Source organism: Tardiphaga sp. vice304, assembly GCF_007018905.1.
In the GTDB taxonomy this organism is placed as follows: Bacteria; Pseudomonadota; Alphaproteobacteria; order Rhizobiales; family Xanthobacteraceae; genus Tardiphaga.
The window spans coordinates 5574300-5591597 of the sequence record NZ_CP041402.1; the positions used below are offsets into that span (position 1 = coordinate 5574300).

The following is a 17298-nucleotide window of genomic DNA, read 5'->3' on the forward strand; positions in this document are numbered from 1 at the left end:
CGCTGCTGAAGCGCCCATTCCCGCGCGATGACGGATGTCAGCGTGAGTTCGTCAGCAGCAGATACAGCGCCCGCGGATTGGTCTTGATATAGCGCCACGCCAGCCGGCGCGGCTCGCGGCCAAGACGCCAAAGCCATTCCAGCCCGATATTCTGCATCCACAGCGGCGCGCGCACCGCATTGCCCGACAGGAAATCGAACAGGCCGCCCGACGTCTTGATCACGCCGACCGAGCACAGCCGTTCGCGGTTCCGAACCACGAATTCCTGCTCGCGGGGAACGCCCATCGAGACCCACAGAATATCCGGCGCCAGCCTGGCAATTTCATCGCAGGTGGCGATCTCGTCGGCCGGGCCGTCGAAAAAGCCATGCCGGTGCCCGACCAGCCGCAGCTGGGGAAACTGGGTCCGGACGGCATCGACCGCGGCCTGGTTGGCCGAAGCTGTTGCGCCGAGCATGAACATGGTGGCGCCGGTGGCCTGCGCGCGCTGCGCCACGTCGTAAAACAGATCCGACGTTGCCACCCGCTCGGGCAACGCATCGCCCTTGAAGCGCGAAACGAAGACGTGAAACATGCCGTCGGCCGAGATCGCATCGGCCTGCAGGAACAGCGATCGCTCCGTGCGATCGACATCGCAACGATAGGTCACCTCGCCATTGGTCGAGGTCAGATAGGCCGGATAGCGCCACATATTCCGGCGTTTCAGGGCCTCCTCGACGATCACCTGGGCGGCCTCCTGCCGGTCCACCACCACCACCGGCAACCCGCCCAGCACGATGCGCCGCCATTGGCGAAACGGATTGCGCCGGCGATCGCCGGTCGCCCGGCGTTCCTCGATGCCAAGGGCGGCGAAGGCCCCCTTGGTCTCTTCGAAACTCATGATGCGGCGATCGGCTGTTTGACGCCGCGGCACCTCGGCTTCGGAGGACGAACCAACGATTTCCGTTTCGTTCAACATTCCGGTCCCTGCAAGCTTCCGCGTGGGGCGATGAGGCGGATCACGGTCACCTGTAGCGTTATTTCTACCGTTGCTGCCCGCCGGTTGCCACCGCCGGGCGCGGAGAAATTAATAGCTGGTTAACGGGGTATGAACCGGATCGCCGCGACGCCACCGTCCTGATCCTGACCGGGAACACGGGGATGACCGGCCCGGTGGCGCTCGACGGGCTGCGATCGGGTTGTTAAGCCGCACGCTGCAAGGAGCCTGTGAGTCGATATGACCGTTGCGATCGAGATGGGAAATACGACGGCCGGCACGCCCGTTACCCTGGACCTGGAAGAACTGCTGGCGACCCGCCTTCTGGTGCAGGGTAATTCCGGTTCCGGCAAATCCCATCTGCTGCGCCGGCTGCTGGAACAGAGCGCACCCTGGGTGCAGCAGACCATCATCGATCCCGAAGGCGATTTCGTCGCTTTGGCCGACCGCTTCGGCCATCTGGTGATCAATGCCGAGGAACATACCGAGCGCGGGTTGCAGGTCGCCGGCGAGCGCGCCCGCGCGCACCGTGTCTCCACCGTGCTCAATCTGGAGGGCCTCGACGCCGAGCACCAGATGCGGCGCGCTGCCGCCTTTCTCGGCGGGCTGTTCGACGCTCCCCGCGATCACTGGTACCCGATGCTGGTGGTGGTCGACGAGGCGCAATTGTTCGCGCCCGCCGTCGCCGGCGAAGTCTCCGACGACGCCCGAAAACTGTCGCTCGGCGCCATGACCAATCTGATGTGCCGCGGCCGCAAGCGCGGTCTCGCCGGCGTGATCGCCACCCAGCGCCTCGCCAAGCTGGCCAAAAACGTCGCCGCCGAGGCGTCCAACTTCCTGATGGGCCGCACCTTCCTGGACATCGACATGGCGCGTGCCGCCGACCTGCTCGGCATGGAGCGGCGCCAGGCGGAATCGTTTCGCGACCTCGAGCGCGGCCAGTTCATAGCGCTCGGCCCGGCGCTGTCGCGCCGCCCGCTCGGGCTGCGGATCGGCCCGACCGACACCCAGCCGCGCAACGCCACGCCGCGGCTGATGCCGCTGCCGGAATCCTCGCTCGACATGCACGCCATGATCCTGGCCGCGCCGCCGCCGGAGCCGGCTCGCGCGCCGCGCCGGCCGCCGCCGTCATCGCCCGATTTGCTCGGCCAGCTGATGGCCGCGAAATCCGCCGCGATGGAGGTGCGCCCCGATCCCGTCGCGCCGCCGGAAAGCGCCGAGGAACTGGAGAAGAAACGCGAGCGCGTCGATGCCATCCTGCGCGCCGTGATGGCGGAGCCCGATGCCGGCTTCCGCGCCGTCGGCGTGCTGTATCAGGAATTCGTAGTGCGCTGCCGGATCGCCGGCCTCGGCTTGGCCGTGCCGGATCTCGCCGACTTCCGGCACATGCTGACCCGCGCCCGCGCCGGGCTCGGCTCCGACATCGCCGAGGACGACGGCTGGCAAGACGTCTCGGACCGCGCTGGCCTCCTGCCCGAGGATATGCAGGGCGTGTTCATGATGATCGCGCGCGCCGCCAAGGAAGGCCTGCCCTGCCCCGGCGACGCCACAATCGCCCGCGCCTACGGCTCGCACTCGTTGCGAAGGGCGAGGCGACTGCTTAGCTATATCGAGGAGCAGGGCCTGATCGTCTGCCAGCTCGACGGCGCCGGACGTCGCATTGTGACGCTGGTCGAACTGGCCTGGGCCACGGCGCCGGGCGATCCCAACGCCGAGGACGCCGCCATCGCAGGGATTTCGTAAGTGAGTGTCGCTTTTACCAAGGAAGACAGCGCCGAGACCGCATCGGAAACGATGCTGCCGGACCGGCCGATCTCGTCGCATCCCAATCTGGTCACGGAAGCCGGGTTGAAGGCGCTGGAAGCCCAGCTTCTCGCCGCGCGCGAAGCCTATGACGCCACGCAGAAGATCGAGGACGTTAACGAGAAGCGACGCCAGGCCGCCACGCCGCTGCGCGATACGATCTACTTTGCCGCGCGCGTCCGCACGGCGCAGCTGATCCCCGATCCCACCTCGACCGACACCGTCATCTTCGGCAGCACGGTGACGTTCAGCCGCGACGATGGCCGCGTGCAGACCTATCGCATCGTCGGCGAGGATGAGGCCGACCCAAAGACGGGCTCGATTTCCTATGTTTCTCCGGTGGCACGGCTGCTGACGGGCAAGGCGGTCGGCGACGTGGCAGGCCTCGACGGCCAGGAACTCGAAATCATCGCGATCGCCTGACGGCGCTCACGCCTCGGTGGCGTAGCTCGACAATTTGACCCGCAGCATCTCGATCAGCTTCGTCCGCACGGGATCGCGGGTGCCGCGCGTCCACGCTGCGGCGAGCGGCAGCCTGTTCATCGCTGACATCGCCAGCGGCACGTAGCAGACGCCACGCGCCGCCATCCGCGACGTCCAGCGCGGCACGATCGCGACGCCGAGTTCGGCGGCGACCAGATTGACGATGGTCTGCTTCTCGTCGGCCACCTGCACCACATTCGCGCGGACGCCTGCCTCCGCAAACAGCTTCATCGTCAGGTCATGGCTGTGCGGCCGCGACCGCCGCTCCGGCACGATCAGAGGCTCGTCGGCCAGATCGGCTATCGTCAGGCTCGAGCGATCCGCGAGGGGGTGCCGGTTGGACACCGCGACCACCGCGGTCTCGTGGAACAGGAACAGGAATTCCAACCGTTTGTCGGCGCGGTCCGGTGGCCGCACGAAAGCAAGATCCAGCCCGCCGGACAGCAGCCGCGGCAGCAGACGGATGGTCTTGTCTTCCACCAGTTGCACCGCGACCTCCGGCTGCTGCTCGCGCATGTCGTGCAGCAGCGCCGGCAGCAGCCCGGCCGCAGCGCTATCGATCGCGCCGATGCGGATCGTGGCTGCGCGATCCCGCGCCCGGGCACGAAAACTCGCCGCCAGCCGATCGGCCTGCGCGAGCAATTCCTGCGCCTGTAGCAGAAACGCCGCGCCATCCTCGGTCAGCGCCACGCTGCGCGTGGTCCGCGTCAGCAACCGTGTGCCGAGATCGTCTTCCAGCATCCGCACATGGCGGCCGAGCGCCGCCGGCATCATGTCGAGCTGCTGGGCGGCCCGCCCGAAATGCAGCTCCTCGGCGGCGGCCACAAAACAGCGCAACTGGTGCAGGTCCATCCTCGTCTCCCCTGCCCCAGATTACATCATTTATTTGTATAAACCAATGCGGTTGAGCCCGGTCTCGCATGGCCTCACGGTGCCGGCGCCGCCAACGCGCGGCAGCGGATGCACCAAGACCAAGACGACCCAGTGAGGAATCTTATGCGCGAATATTCCATTGCGGCTATCCCGGCCGACGGTATCGGCCCCGAAGTGATCGCCGCCGGCACCACCGTGCTGGAAAGCCTCGCCAAGCGCATCGGCGACGTGAAATTCAACGTCGAAACCTTCGACTGGGGCTCGGCCTATTACCGCAAGCACGGCGTCATGATGCCGGCCGACGGCCTGGCGCAGCTGAAGAAATTCGACGCCATCTATTTCGGCGCGGTCGGCGCGCCCGACGTGCCCGACCACATCACGCTGTGGGGCCTGCGGCTACCGATTTGCCAGGGCTTCGACCAATACGCCAATGTGCGTCCGACCAAGATCCTGCCCGGCATCACCTCGCCGCTGCGTAATGTCGGGATCGGCGATCTCGACTGGGTGATTGTGCGGGAGAACTCCGAAGGTGAGTATGCCGGCTGCGGCGGGCGCGTGCACCGCGGGCTACCGGAAGAAGTCGGCACCGAAGTCGCGATCTTCACCCGCGTCGGCGTGCAGCGGATCATGCGCTACGCGTTCAAACTGGCGCAGTCGCGCCCGCGGAAATTCCTTACGGTCGTCACCAAGTCGAACGCGCAGCGCCATGGCATGGTGATGTGGGACGAGATCGCCGAGGAAGTGTCGAAGGAATTCCCCGATGTCAGCTGGGACAAGATGCTGGTCGATGCCATGACCGTGCGGATGACCCTGAAGCCGCAGAGCCTCGACACCATCGTCGCCACCAACCTGCATGCCGACATCCTGTCGGATCTCGCCGGCGCGCTGGCCGGCAGCCTCGGCGTCGCGCCCACCGCCAATATCGATCCCGAACGCCGTTTCCCCTCGATGTTCGAGCCGATCCACGGCTCGGCCTTCGACATCACCGGCAAGGGCATCGCCAACCCCGTCGCCAGCTTCTGGACCGCAGCCCAGATGCTCGACCATCTCGGCGAGAGCGACGCCGCAACGCGGCTGATGCGGGCGGTGGAGCAGGTCACCGGCGCCGGCATCCTAACGCCGGACGTCGGCGGCACCGCCACCACGCAACAGGTGACCGACGCCGTGGTGGAGGCGATCCAGAGTTCCAACATCTGAACGGCATCGTCCACAAAAGCGGATGATGAGCGACCCCATAAAAACAGTCAGGGAGGCCAACATGAAGCTGAACGTCATTGCTGCGATCGCATTTGCCGTGACCACCTGTCCCGCCTACGCGCAAACCTACCCCAGCAAGCCGATCACCATGCTGGTGCCGTTTGCCGCCGGCGGCGCGACCGATACGGTGGCGCGGGTCACGGCCGTGACCATGTCGAAGATCCTCGGCCAGACCATCATCATCGAGAACGCCACGGGCGCCGGCGGCACCATCGCCGCGGCGCGGGCCGCACGCGCCGAGCCCGATGGCTACACGCTGCTGATCCATCACATCGGCATCTCGACCGCCGCAACGCTGTATCGCAAGCTGCCTTACGATACCAAGACGGCGTTCGCGCCGATCGGCCTCGTCACCAATGCGCCGATGACCATCATCGGCCGGCCCGGCCTGCCGCCGAACACGCTCGCCGAGCTGGTCACCTACATCAAGGCCAACGGCGACAAGATGACCTTCGGCAATGCCGGGCTCGGTGCCGCCTCGCACCTCTGCGGCATGCTGTTCATGACCGCGGTCGACAAGCAGATCCTGCCGGTGCCCTACAAGGGCAATGGCCCTGTGATGAACGACCTGATCGCCGGGCAGATCGACATGACCTGCGACCAGACCACCAATACCACCGGCCCGATCGCCGCCAAGCTGGTCAAGAGCTACGCCATCACCACCAAAACGCGGCTGGCGTCGATGCCGGACCTGCCGACCGCCGACGAGGCCGGGCTGAAGGGTTTCGAGGTCGGCGCCTGGCACGGCATCTACGCGCCGAAGGGCACACCCGACGAGATCGTCCAGAAACTCTCGAAGACGCTGCAGCAGGCCCTGAGCGATCCCGACCTGGTGAAGCGCTTCAACGACATCAATACCGAGCCCGTCGCGCAGGACCAGGCGACGCCGGCCGCCCTGAAAGCGACCTTGCTCAGCGAAGTCGATCGCTGGGCGCCGATCATCCGGGCGGCGAACCAGTTCGCCGATTAAGCGATGCGCGAGCCCCACGGCGGGATGCCGTGGGGCTTTGACCTGCACGGATAGGCCGTTCTGCCCCGCTTGTTCGGCGCGCGATACGGCCGTCGCGCGCAGCTGCCGCGCGGTTCAATCCGATTGTGTTCGCGATCCCCGGGGGTTAGACACTGGGCAAGCCGATTTCGGTCAATTTTCTCGACGGCGTCGCGGCTTTGCCACGACAGGTGCCAGGCAGAATTTTACACGCAATCAGGCCAGCGAGGTGTTCGAGCCGGTGACCTCTACCGGACGCCCGCCGTTCACGACAAATAAGTCGCCGCCAGGAAGGAACCCGCCGTGTCCAAATCGCCCGTCGTCCGCATCGACCATCATCCCGGCCGCTCCGCCCAGACTTTCGGCATGGCCAAGGTACTCGGCACCGATACGAGCCTGATTCACGAGCCGTCGGTCGGCGTCGTCGGCACCAAGGGCGACAGCCAGTGCTACATGGGCGTGGCCTCCAAGGTGGACGCGATCCACGCCGCCCTGAAGAGCCGCATCGGCCAGGGCGAAGGCCAGCTCAGACTGCGCCTGGTGCAGCCGGAATACACCATCGCGACCTCGGACGGCATCCGCAACGGCACGCGCGAGATGCGCTATTCGCTGATCGGCCGCGAAGTCACCCATGATGCGCTGTCCGAACATCTCAACGCCACCGGGCTCGCCGGCACCATCGCCGTGGTCGCCTGCGACAAGCCGCCGGTCGGCACGCTGGCCGCGCTACTCGAACACAACGAGCCCGGCATCATCATGTCGGACGGCTCGATCCATCCCGGCAAGGACCCGGAAACTGGCGAGGCGCTCGACATCGTCAGCGCCTATCAGGTCGCCGGCAGCACCGACGCCGCTCTGCGCGACCGCGTCGCCTGCAACGCCTGCCCCGGCATCGGCAGCTGCGGCGGCATCTTCACCTACAACACCATGCAGACCTTCATCGGCGTGGTCGGCATGCAGCCGCTGCACATGGTGGCGCCGCCGTCCGACGATCCGCGCCGCTTGAAGGAATTCCCCGAGCAGCTGGTCGAATACCTCGCCCAGATGATGGCCAAGGGGTTGAAGCCGCGCGACATCGTGGTGCGCGATTCGATCCGCAACGCCGTGATCGTCTCGCTGGCGATCGGCGGCTCGACCAATGTCACGCTGCATGCGCCGGAAATCGCGCGCGCCGCGGGCTTCAGTGACTTCTGGAAAGAGGTCATGACGCCGGCTGAGTTCAACTACCTATCGCAATATGTCGTGCCGGTGCTCACCGACGCCCGACCATACGGCAAATATTCGATGGTCGATATCGATGCTGTCGGCGGCGTGCAGGTGATCGTGCGTGAATTGCTGGAGGCAGGCCTGCTCAATGGCGACGTCATGACCTGCACCGGCGAGACGCTGGCCGAACAGGTCAAGCGCCTGGGCACGCCGAGCGCCGACGGCCGTGTGATCTACACCGTCGCCAAGCCCTACAAGCCGACCGGCGGCCTGCGCGTGCTCGGCGGCAACCTGTCACCGGAATTCTCGGCGATCCTGAAGCTCGCCGGCGTCGAGGGCGGGCTGGAGGACAACCTGTTCCGCGGCCGTGCCCGCGTGTTCGAGGGCGAGCAGCATCTGCTCGCCGCGCTCGACACGACGCCGGAGAAATTCGAGAACCACGACATGGTGATCGTGCGCTATGAGGGCCCGAGCGGCGCGCCGGGCATGCCGGAAATGCTCGATCCGACCTCGCGCATCACGACGCTATGCCGCGAGCGCGGCATCGTGATCGCGCTGATGACCGATGCGCGCTTCTCCGGCGGATCGGTCGGCCTGGTGATCGGCCATGTCGGCCCCGAGGCGAGCCTCGGCGGACCGATCGCGATGGTGCAGGACGGCGACGAGATCGTGGCGGATCTCAACAACAACGAACTGAACTGCACGCCGCTGTCGGATCCAGCGATCCTGAAGCAGCGCACCGACGCCTGGAACAAGGTGGTCGCGGCCAATGGCGGCGTTCATCCGAACTGCGGCGACGCCGACACAAGGCTGCTGCACCGCGCCCGCCTCACCGCCGTTCCCGCCACGCGCGGCGCGGGGCTGCATCCCAACCGCGAAGTCTGGGTGCGGCTGCCGCGCGAAGCCGTGCGCTCCGGCTTCGTGCCGTCGAACAGGCACCGGCCCGAGGCCGACAAGGCCTTCTAGGACTTGTCCTTCGCCCCACACGGCCGGCCATCACAGCCCCGCATTGCGTGCGGGGCTGTCGCGCGTTCAGCCGCAGCCGGCCGCGGCGCGGCGCTGAAAGGTTCGTCGACACGCCCCGGCTTTGAGGCGCATATGAACCACTCGGGTTCCCGGTGGACGGCATCGTGACAGATCAAGCGCAAGGCAGTCCTGGAGTGTCGCTGGCGGATCTTGGATGGTCCGGTTTTTTCGGCGCGCAGATCCTGCCAGAGGAGACCGACGCGCTGCCCGTCCGCATTTCCGGGGTGCATCGGTCGCGCATGGCGGCGATGTCCCGGACGGGGCCCATCCGGCTGGTGCTTCCGGCCAAAACCAACACCGGCGATTACGCCGTCGGCGACTGGGTGCTGGTCGAGCCGCAGACTCACTTGCTGCAACGCCGCCTGGCGCGCAAGACGGTGCTGCAGCGGCGCACCGAGGGCAGCCCGACGCCGCAACTGGCCGGCGCCAATATCGATACGCTGTTCATCGTCACCTCGTCCAATGCCGAGTTCAACGTCGCCCGGCTGGAGCGCTATCTGGCGCTGGCCAATGAGGCCGGCATCACGCCGGTGATCGTGCTGACCAAGGCCGACCTCACGGAGCACGCCGGGTCCTATCTCGACCAAGCCAGCGCGCTGCAGCGCGGGCTTTCGGTGATCGTCTCCAATCCCAATGCCGCGGATGCGGCAAGCGCCTTGCGCGCATGGTGCGGCGACGGACAGACCGTGGCGCTGGTCGGCTCGTCGGGGGTCGGCAAATCGACCATGGTCAACGCGCTGACGGGCGCGGCCCCGGAGCAGCATCAGCCCACCGGCAGCATTCGCGAGCATGATGCGCAGGGCCGCCACACCACCACCTCGCGCTCGCTGCATGCGATGGCCGGCGGCGGCTGGGTGATCGATACGCCGGGCATGCGGACGCTCCATGTCAGCGACGCCGCCGCGGGAATCCACGAGCTGTTTGCAGAAATCACCGAACTTGCTCCGCGGTGCAAGTTTCGCGATTGCACCCATGCCCACGAGCCGGGCTGCGCCGTCCGCGCCGCGGTCGCCGCCGGCGAGCTGGAGCCGGAGCGTCTGGACCGCTGGCGCGCCATGGTCACGGAAAATCGCACCAACACGCCGAAGCCGGCGAAGCCCGGCGACAGCCGACCCGGCGAAAGCCGACCTGCCGGCGGCAGACCCGGCCGCCGCCGACCGCAAGCCGAAGCGGACTAACGCCGCAACCGGTTTGACGCGCGTGCACGACCGATCGGGCGCGGCTGGGAGCGCCGTGTTGGCGGAATTGGCCAGGTGGTTGCCGGCAAACCGGTGGATACAGAGTGGCGGGCCACGCCCGACGATGTATAGCGCAGGCATCCTTCTGTCAGACCGCCGCAGGAAGCGGGTCGGTGCCCTCGCTCAGGATGGCGAGATACCCCCGGTAACTGAACACGCGGCCCCGCTTGCGGCCGGTGACTTCTTCGACGATGCCGAACCGCTCCAGATCGGCGAGCGCCGCATTGACCGTGGGGGCAGAGAGGCCTGTCTGGCGAACGAGCTGGTTGGCCATCAGATAGGGGGTCTGCTGAAACAGATCGTGAATGCGCAGCACCGATCCTGCCCGATCGCTGTCCACCGCGATGCGCTCGCGGTCTTGCTTGAACAACTCGACGATCCGGGTGGCGGCATCGAACGCCTGATTGGCAGTGTCCGCGACGCCCGTGTGGAAGAAGTCGAGCCAGGCTTCCCACGCGCCATGTTCGCGAACCTCCTGAAGCAGTCGGTAATGGTCGGCGCGATGGGTTTTGAGATAGAGGCTCAGATAGAGCAGCGGCTTGCGCAGCACGCCGTTGACGCAGAGATACAGCGTGACCAGCAAACGGCCGATCCTGCCGTTGCCGTCGAGGAACGGGTGGATGGTCTCGAATTGAACATGCAGCGGCAGCGCACACACCAGGGAAGAGGATCTCGTTGCCGGCATGAAGTTGTTTGCCAGAGGCGCCGAGCTTTATCTGGCGATGAATTGACCCACGCGTCCATGGCGCACGCTGTCTAGAATGCGGGCGCGCTCGACCTTTAGGCTGCCGGAGCGGCGTCCCTTCAGGACGCGCCGGCGAGTGACGCGTTCTTGCGCACGCTTTCCAGCAGCGACGTCCGCATCAGGAAGGCGCGGTGTGCGACCGGATCGGCGGCCGTGCGCCTCAAATGGTCGAAATTCGCCTCGCGCGCCGCAGGGTCCCTCTCCTCCAGCCGCTTTTTATTGGCGATTGTCTGCTGCTGGACATATTCGATATTCATCGGTCGCCGGATGCCATTGTAGCGATCCAGATCTGTCTCGGGAAGCTGGTCGAGCATGACCGCAGCGAGCTGGTCTGCCAGTTGCATGGCGTCATGCACACCGCAATTCAGGCCGAGGCCGCCGATCGGATTGTTGACGTGGGCGGAGTCGCCGGCCAGGAACACGCGTCCTTTGCGAAAGCTCGCGGCAACGCGTTGGTGCACGCGGTAAATGTTGCGGTGGAAAATGTCGTAGCGGCCAGCCTTAGGGAAAAACTTTTGCAGCCGCGCTTCGGTGGCCGATTCGTCCAGCACCTCTTCGTCGGTCTGTCCGGGCACGGCGGGAAACACCGCGCGCCAGCGGCCCTTGCCGTCATCGCCTGACACCTTGAACAGGTTGGCCCACTCGTCCGGATCGGAGAAATAGGCGCGGAACGCGACGCCGTGCTCGGTTGCGAAGTCGAACGGCGTCGTGAGCACCAAAAAGCGTTCTGGAAACGTATATCCCTCGAAGTCGATGTTGAGTGCCTTGCGCACCGTTGATCGGCCGCCGTCGGCACCCACCAGGTAGCTGCCGGACACGGTTTCCATGCCGAGGCCGGTTTGTGTCGTGATCTCCACGTGATCGCCGCAATCCGCAATGCTCGCGACCGGTGCCCCGAACGAGACGGAGGCATGGGGAAACGCCTTCAGCCGTTCCAGTCCCAGCCGCGCGATTTTGTGCTGCTCGCATTGCACGACAAACGGGATCTTGGTGTCCTTGGCCAGGATCGCATGGTCGAACTCAGCCACGATGCGACGCGTCGGCCGGTCCCAGAACTGGAAGGTGGGCGCGATCAGTCCCTGCCCGATCACGTCATCGAGCAAGCCCAGCGCGCTGATCATTTCCAGCGTCGCCGGATGCAGCGTGGAGGCGCGGGGGGCTTCGTTGATGGCATCCGAAGCCTCATACAGCCGCAACGGAATGTTGCGCTGCGCGAGGGCCAGCGCCAGCAGGATTCCGACGGGACCGCCGCCGGCAATCAATACAGGTCGGTCGCTCATTGTTGTACGCATCCTATTGCTGCTGCACGCCGGCGATTTGTACGGCTTCGGCCCATAGCGGGATGTCCTTCGCCAGCGTGGCCGCGTATTCGGCCGGCGTGTCGCCGAGCGGGTCGACGCCGTAGTTCAACAGTTGCGCGGCAAACTTCGGATCTTTCACCGCCGCCGCCATTTCCTTCGCTATCCGGTCGATAATCTCCGGCGGCGTTCTCGCCGGCGCCATCAGACCGTTCCAGGTCAGCACGTTGAAATTCGGATAGCCGGACTCGGCGACCGTCGGCACGTCTGCCGTCAGGGGCGAACGCTTTTCGGAACTGATCGCCAGCATCCGCACATTTCCGCCGGCGACCTGCGTCAGCGCATCGGAGAGATTGGAAAACATCGCCGGGACGTGGCCTGCCACCATGTCCGACATAGCCGGCGCGTTGCCCTTGTACGGCACGTGGGTCATCTCGATGCCGGCGCGCTTAAGAAACAGCGCCATGGAGAGATGGTTCAGGCTACCGACGCCGGCAGAGCCGTAGACCAATTGCCCCTTGCTGGAGCGGACGTACTCCACGAATTCCTTCAACGTTTTTACGGGAATATCCTTGTTGACCACCAGCGCGAACGGATTGGTCCCGATGTTGCTGATTGGCGCAAAATCGTTCTGTGAATCGTAACGCACCTTCTGCATGGCCGGCACCACCGCCATCACCGGCAGCGCAGCAATGAACAGCGTGTAGCCGTCCGGTGTCGCCCGTTTCACCATCTCGGCTGCAATGGCACCGCCGGCACCCGGCCGATTTTCCACCACGAACGACTACTTGCCGAAGGCATCGCCCAGCCACTGCGCAGACATGCGGCCGATACCATCGGTGTTGCCGCCAGCTGCGAACGGTACGATCACCGTCACCGGCTTTTGCGGCCAGGATTGCGCCCGCGCGCCCGAGGAGAAAAGGGCGGCTCCGGCAGCGCGGCCGATGACGTTGCGGCGAGTGTGCATGATAATCTCCATTGTCAGTGCGCGCGAAACGATTGATGCGATGTCCGTTTTTGCGTCGACCTACGGGCAAGGCCGGTAACCATGCCGGCGCGCGGTGCTAGTGCGCTGCGCCGGAAAAATCCTGAACCACGCTGCTGCGTGCCACGTGCACGCGGCGCGTCGTCTCAGGCGTATTGCGGCTGCGTCCGACGAAGCGGGGAATGCCAGCCGTGACCACCGCGCCCACCGCGGGGACATCGCCGTTGCGCAATGCCGACAGCGCGTCTGGTTGCGATCCGCCGAGACAGGCATCGACAATGACGATGTCGGCATCACGACCGGCGGCGATGACGCCACTGTTCAAACGGTAGACCCGCGCGTTGCTGCCTGTAGCAGCGGCGATGGCGCGTTCGGGCGGAATGCCGCCTAGTGATGCGAGATGGCTGATTGTATAAAGCATGCCGAGCGGCATGATGCCACTGCCGGTCGGCGTATCGGTGGCTATGAGCAGCCGTTCGTTCTGTCCGGCCTTGTCGAGGAGATCTGCGACCAGCAATGTGGTGCGCAGATTACCGGCAGTGCAAACCTGCAGCGCCATGCCGGACTCATTTACCAGCCGCGGAAAATCCTGGTCTGGAATCGCTACCGGACCGCCGTTGACGTGATAGGAAACATCGGGGTTCATCGCTAGCACATGGTCCGCCCAGATACCGGAGGAGCCGGGGATCGAAGACCCTCCGGTATGCACCATAGCGATCATACCGCGGGCGCGCGCCATTTTTATCAGCGGCGCGTAGTCATACGGTGTCCTGAAGCCGCCGAAGCCGGCCTTAACCATCCAGACGCCATCGCGCACCAGGTCGTCAAAGTCCTGCTCCGCGAGACCGGGCTCAAGAATCAGCGACCCGGCATGGACACGCATACCGCCCGGGCGATAATCGGCAAAACAGCGCTGCGCGGCGACGGCCAGCGCCTTGACGCCAACCACATCTTCGGGCCGGCCGGGTACATGGACTTCCGACGCGCTGATCGACGTCGTTACGCCACCATGAACGTAGCTCTCGAGGAAGCCGACGACCTTTTGTCGTGGCGTGTAGTCGCCGAACGTGATGTGGACGTGGGAGTCGATCAAACCTGGCATGGCGATGGCGCCGCCGGCATCGATCACCACGTCGCAGGCATCGACCGCAGCAGCGGAGGCCGTGCCGACGGACACGATCAGCCCGTCGGACATGATAATGGCGTCACCCGCTACCATCGGCGCCTCCAGATCACCACTGACGATCGCCCCGAGATTGACGATGGCGGTTTTCATAGGTCAGGCCTTTAAGTCGCGATTGAGAACGTCCTCGTGGGTCAGGCCGCCGACCCGCGCCCCAATTCGGCCGGCGCTGGCCATGCAGAAGATGATCGCAATTTCGTCGGGCATCGGGGTGTCCAGCATCGTGAGGGTCATGCCATCGTAGTGCGAACGGACGTAGATGTCATTGCGGTGGTTCATCGGAATGTCGATCGAGCCGCCCGGCGGAGCCACCTTGACCATCGACGAAATCCACGCTTTGCCGCCGCCGATCACGTCGCGCAGCGGGTCTGCATAGGTGGTGCTGAGCAGCGCGGCTGCGTGCTCGATCTCGCCATTCAGTCCGACCAGACCGCCCTTGCCGTAGCTTTGCGCCTCGAACGAGCCAAGCGCCTGCAGCGCCATCTTGCCCATCATCTCGCCAAGCCCTGCACTTGCCGAGATCAGTGGACCGAGGTCGTCCACCGCCTGCGAGGCGTAGGGATTCTCCAGTACCGCGACCACGGCGACCTTGCGCACCGGTACGGTGGCCTTGCGGCCGGCATGCTCGTGCTTGTCCTCGACGATCGACCAGGTCCGGCGAATGTTCAGCTTCATAGCAATGACTCTCACATACTTGACAGGCGCAGTAACTTCGCTATCATCTTGTCTGACAATCTGTCAATCGAGTTATTTGAATCATGACTATCAAAGGCCAGGCGGTTCTGTTTTCGGAGATGATCCCGGGCGAGATCTTCGTCGACCGGTTTCATAACTGGTACGATTCCCATCACATCCCGATCCGCGTCGATTGCGAGGGCTTCGTCAGCGCCCAACGCTACAGCCGTCAGGGCGACGGCGGTTTTCTGGCTGTCTACGAAATGGACGACGTGAACGTGCTGTCCAGCGACGCCTACAAGGAGATCAAGACAAATCCGTCGGAAGAAACCGCATGGATGCTCGCCAATGTGACGGGGTTTACTCGCTACCTTGGCGGCGAGACTTCGGTGACCCCCAACAACCCTGTCGAGGCGGACACGCGTCTGGATGCGCCGGTACTTTATGCAGTGATGTTCAACATTCCGGCGGAGCACCATGAGGACTTCAACGACTGGTATGAGAGTGATCACATTCCACTCCTGATGCAGTGCAAGGAATGGCTGATGGTGCGGCGGATGCGGATTGCAGATGGCGTTCCCGGCCACTATACCCAAATGGCTTTGCACTACCTGGCGGACGCAACGGCGCTGCAATCGCCGGAACGCGAAGCCGCCAGAAAGACCCCATGGCGCGACCGCCTGGCCAAGAATGACTGGTTCAAGGCGAGCTATTCGATGTTCGATCGCCTTGGGCCGCGGCAAATTGGAAAACTCAGCGATAATGGCAACACTTAATCTTCGGATTTCGCCAAAGACGGTGCAGCAGCAGATCGTCGAGAAATTGCGCGGCGCCATTGCGGACGGCATGTTCAAGCCGGGCGACCGGCTGATTGAGGCAAACTTGTGCGAGATGCTGGGTGTCAGCCGCCCGTCGATTCGCGAGGCGCTCCGCAGCCTCGAAGCAGAGCGTCTGGTCTCCATCATACCCAATCGCGGCCCGCAGATTCCGGTGCTGACCCGTGACCATGCGGCTGATATCTATAAGGTGCGGGCGCTTCTGGAAAGCGAAGCCGCCTTCATAGCAGCGAAACGTGCCACCCCGGACGACCTCAAGTTGCTGCGCGGGGCGCTTGCTGCTTTCGGCAGGGCGGTTCGCTCCAACGACATGCGGACCGAGGTGTCGGCTACTTCGGTGTTTTACAGCCATATTCTTCGGATTTGCGACAACCGCATCATAGAGGAGACGCTGAACGGCTTGTTGGCACGCATCAATTTCCTGCGGGCCCATTCGATGTCGCAGCCGGGCCGGGCCAGGATCAGCCTGCGGGAGATGAAGGCGATTTATGAGGCCATTGCAACGAAAAACGGCAGCGCTGCGCGCAGCGCCGCTATGAAGCATGTAGAGAATGCGCACCTGTCGGCGAATGCTGCCTTTGAATCTTTTAGCGCAGAAGAAAGCTCGGTGTGATTGCCGACCGGTTGTGGCGCGTCGCGCCGTCTCCCATTTGAGTGCATGACCTGCTCGTGGCGTCATCGTCCGCAGTCTCAAAAAGATCGCGTGATGCCCGATCATTCAGATGCTAAGTGTGTGACGCGGATAGTGGGTCTAATGGCGACCTCAGTTTGCCGGCGCGAAATGTCGGTACTGCCCCCGAGTGCGGACATGTGCACCTGACCGCTTCGTGCCAGAATGGGTCCATGGTCGACGGCGTGCCCGAAACCTGAAGTGGCTTTCTGTATTAATTCCGTTGAGTGCTCGGTTGCAGATCAGCCAGCAAGTGGCCTTATTCTAAATTCAAAAACAACTTTTTGCGCACGGACCACCCTAACCGGTCCGGCTTTCCCCATCGCACAGACTTTTAGGCCCCCTCCCCCTTGCGCCACCAACCGCAAGCCTGAGTAAGCGAGATCCAGCCCATCGCAGGATGGTCGCATCGCAAGCTGGACCGATCGCGCGTCAGCTGAACAGCACGACTGCTTGCACCGGTCTGCGATGGTAGGTGGGCTTTCTCGATTGAGCTCTGGCTCTCTCTGGATAACCACCCTAACCGGTCCGCTCCCTCAGGCTCTAAACCCTGACCAGATTCTATTTGGGAGTTGATTGGCAGTCTGGCGCTAGCAGGCCACTCGCACTTGTTCACTCCCGACCCGCTAAAGCTATTGTTCGTCATCGTGGGGCTCAGAATGGCTTGGATCAATCCGGTTACTGGTCCATTCCTCTTCATCGGCTAGCCCTTCTTCCTTGCCACGGGCAATACGGGTCGGAGGCTACACTGACGGCATCCAGACAACCTTATGTGTTCGCCCAGATTTTTGAATGTAATCGACAAACGGAGGCATTCCGTCAGCTCCGCGAACGTCCCGCCAAGCATAAAACGGCTTCGAACCGACAAAGACGGGATGTTGGCCCTGATCTAAGGCTCGTTGCCTCATCGGAGTATGTACGACTTCGAAGCGTGATGCCGAACTTCAGCAGCCGCGCATCGGTCGACCCCTGGATATAAACCCATCCCGGCTTGTAGTAGCGGTCCCGATAGACGTCGGACAATGACACGCGTGAGTGTCTCCTCAATCCTCATGT

The 17298-nt window shown here is 64.2% G+C and carries 15 protein-coding genes and 1 pseudogene; 8 read left to right on the plus strand and 8 right to left on the minus strand.

The annotated features are described in order from the left end of the window. Positions 1 to 37: 37 nt before the first annotated feature. Complete coding sequence (locus FNL56_RS26545; protein ID WP_441351319.1) at positions 38 to 955, minus strand: WecB/TagA/CpsF family glycosyltransferase; 918 nt, start codon at positions 953 to 955, stop codon at positions 38 to 40. 261 nt (positions 956 to 1216) lie between these two features. Here FNL56_RS26545 and FNL56_RS26550 point away from each other — a divergent pair, with 261 nt between their 5' ends. Further along, entirely contained in the window at positions 1217 to 2719 is a 1503-nt protein-coding gene (locus FNL56_RS26550; protein ID WP_143575789.1) for an ATP-binding protein, read from the plus strand. Further along, positions 2720 to 3202 (plus strand): transcription elongation factor GreA, encoded by a 483-nt coding sequence (greA, locus tag FNL56_RS26555; protein ID WP_143575790.1) that lies wholly within the window; start codon positions 2720 to 2722, stop codon positions 3200 to 3202. It begins immediately after the preceding gene. A gap of 6 nt (positions 3203 to 3208) precedes the next feature. On the opposite strand, the gene FNL56_RS26560 is transcribed toward greA, so the two are convergent. Then, positions 3209 to 4114, minus strand: coding sequence for a LysR family transcriptional regulator (locus tag FNL56_RS26560; RefSeq protein ID WP_143575791.1), 906 nt, complete (start codon positions 4112 to 4114; stop codon positions 3209 to 3211). 144 nt (positions 4115 to 4258) lie between these two features. Between FNL56_RS26560 and FNL56_RS26565 the strand changes: the two genes are divergently transcribed. From FNL56_RS26565 to rsgA, 4 genes are all read left to right on the plus strand, one after another. After that, positions 4259 to 5332, plus strand: a complete 1074-nt coding sequence (locus tag FNL56_RS26565) for a tartrate dehydrogenase (protein ID WP_143575792.1) — start codon at positions 4259 to 4261, stop codon at positions 5330 to 5332. Between the two features lie 61 nt (positions 5333 to 5393). After that, positions 5394 to 6362: a tripartite tricarboxylate transporter substrate-binding protein gene (locus tag FNL56_RS26570; protein WP_143575793.1), complete on the plus strand. Its 969-nt coding sequence runs from the start codon at positions 5394 to 5396 to the stop codon at positions 6360 to 6362. Positions 6363 to 6683: 321 nt separating this feature from the next. Continuing rightward, entirely contained in the window at positions 6684 to 8552 is a 1869-nt protein-coding gene (locus tag FNL56_RS26575) for a dihydroxy-acid dehydratase domain-containing protein (protein ID WP_210245442.1), read from the plus strand. Between the two features lie 164 nt (positions 8553 to 8716). Then, positions 8717 to 9790, plus strand: coding sequence for a ribosome small subunit-dependent GTPase A (gene rsgA / locus FNL56_RS26580; RefSeq protein ID WP_441351255.1), 1074 nt, complete (start codon positions 8717 to 8719; stop codon positions 9788 to 9790). Positions 9791 to 9938: 148 nt separating this feature from the next. On the opposite strand, the pseudogene FNL56_RS26585 reads toward rsgA, so the two are convergent. The 6 genes and pseudogenes from FNL56_RS26585 to FNL56_RS26610 all read right to left on the minus strand — a co-directional run. Continuing rightward, positions 9939 to 10502 (minus strand): annotated as a pseudogene (locus FNL56_RS26585) (Fic family protein); the annotation flags it as partial. A 152-nt stretch (positions 10503 to 10654) separates the two neighbouring features. Beyond that, positions 10655 to 11887, minus strand: a complete 1233-nt coding sequence (locus FNL56_RS26590; RefSeq protein ID WP_143582472.1) for an FAD-dependent oxidoreductase — start codon at positions 11885 to 11887, stop codon at positions 10655 to 10657. A gap of 1 nt (position 11888) precedes the next feature. Beyond that, entirely contained in the window at positions 11889 to 12671 is a 783-nt protein-coding gene (locus tag FNL56_RS26595) for a Bug family tripartite tricarboxylate transporter substrate binding protein (RefSeq protein WP_143582473.1), read from the minus strand. Between the two features lie 6 nt (positions 12672 to 12677). Continuing rightward, positions 12678 to 12860 (minus strand): hypothetical protein, encoded by a 183-nt coding sequence (locus tag FNL56_RS26600; RefSeq protein WP_143582474.1) that lies wholly within the window; start codon positions 12858 to 12860, stop codon positions 12678 to 12680. A 97-nt stretch (positions 12861 to 12957) separates the two neighbouring features. Further along, positions 12958 to 14154, minus strand: a complete 1197-nt coding sequence (locus tag FNL56_RS26605; RefSeq protein ID WP_143582475.1) for an amidohydrolase family protein — start codon at positions 14152 to 14154, stop codon at positions 12958 to 12960. A gap of 3 nt (positions 14155 to 14157) precedes the next feature. Beyond that, positions 14158 to 14736 (minus strand): amino acid synthesis family protein, encoded by a 579-nt coding sequence (locus FNL56_RS26610; protein WP_143575798.1) that lies wholly within the window; start codon positions 14734 to 14736, stop codon positions 14158 to 14160. 83 nt (positions 14737 to 14819) lie between these two features. Between FNL56_RS26610 and FNL56_RS26615 the strand changes: the two genes are divergently transcribed. Both FNL56_RS26615 and FNL56_RS26620 read left to right on the plus strand, forming a co-directional pair. Further along, entirely contained in the window at positions 14820 to 15512 is a 693-nt protein-coding gene (locus FNL56_RS26615; RefSeq protein WP_143582476.1) for a DUF4286 family protein, read from the plus strand. Beyond that, positions 15499 to 16185, plus strand: a complete 687-nt coding sequence (locus FNL56_RS26620) for a GntR family transcriptional regulator (RefSeq protein ID WP_246660805.1) — start codon at positions 15499 to 15501, stop codon at positions 16183 to 16185. The genes FNL56_RS26615 and FNL56_RS26620 overlap by 14 nt, the downstream gene beginning before the upstream one ends. Positions 16186 to 17298 lie beyond the last annotated feature (1113 nt).